Source organism: Lutimaribacter saemankumensis, from assembly GCF_900100005.1.
Lineage (GTDB): Bacteria > Pseudomonadota > Alphaproteobacteria > Rhodobacterales > Rhodobacteraceae > Lutimaribacter > Lutimaribacter saemankumensis.
On sequence record NZ_FNEB01000049.1, the window covers coordinates 1 to 1,083 of the forward strand.

Below are 1,083 nucleotides of genomic sequence, written 5' to 3' on the forward strand. Positions count from 1 at the left end.
AGGAAAATGTAAGAAATTTGCGTTCGCCGGCACGGCAAACGTTTGAACCAGACTTTACCTGCGATGCTGCGGGCGGCGCTTTCTCGGAGCATCGGCGGAGCGCTGTTCAAGGCAAAGGTGCCCCAATCGTGCCCCCGTTACTCAGGAAGTTGGCTATCGGAGCCCTCGTTCGACTAGCGTCTTTGTCGCTCGCCCTCTTGGACCTGTATGCCTCGATAAAGTACCGCTGAGAAAAGCCCCTGCGAGGTTCGTAGAAGCGAGGTCAACGCGATAGACTTGCGCTCAAAAGTGTGGCGCGAATACATCTAACGAAGCCACTTCCGCTTATAGAGTATCGTTGGCTGACACGTTTTGGTTGTCGTTGGCGTGCCGTCATAGGAACCTTCTTCCTATGGTTGGAAAGACAAACATCGGCGCATATCTCGCCATGCTGCTCGAGCGACGTCGGGTCAGTCTGGTCGCCATTGCAGTGTTTGTTCTCGCTGGCCTGCTTCTCGCGCTTCAGGTTGAAAGGCGTATTTCAAGCAATGACAGAGTTTCAGAGCGTAGCGAGGCTCTTGAAGCCGCTTTCACTATCTCAAGCGACATCCAAAGAACGCTGGCCTTTCACAAAATGTTGGCTGACTCAATCGCCAGCGCGATCCAAGCGGACCCGGAGTTGGATCAGAGTAGCTTCGCAACGCTCGTGGCGCCGTTTTTCGAGACTAATCCTGGTATACGCAACATCGGGGTGGCAAAGGGGAGTGTCATTCGGTTCGTGTATCCCCTTGAAGAAAACGCGAGCGTTATTGGCCTCGATTATCTTGATACACCAACACAGGCGAGCTCTTTTCTTCGCGTGAGAGAAAAACTGCAAGCGGAGTTTTCAGGGCCAGTGGACTTGGTTCAAGGAGGGCGTGGATACATCGAGCGCGTACCGGTTGTGGTCGATGACCAGAATGGAAATGATGCTTTTTGGGGTATGGTTTCTGTCGTTACCGATGAGGCAGCGCTTATTGCCCAGGCTATAAACGACCTGGATCCCGAATTGGGAACGGTGGTGACAAAAACTGACAGTGGCGGCGACCAGGTTCTATGGGGAGA

Annotated in this window: 1 protein-coding gene; it reads left to right on the forward strand. The window is 53.4% G+C overall.

Annotation, left to right across the window (positions count from 1 at the left end):
* Positions 1 to 391 precede the first annotated feature (391 nt).
* The coding region (locus tag BLT50_RS18900; protein ID WP_175491551.1) for a CHASE domain-containing protein at positions 392 to 1,083 on the forward strand (692 nt) is incomplete at its 3' end.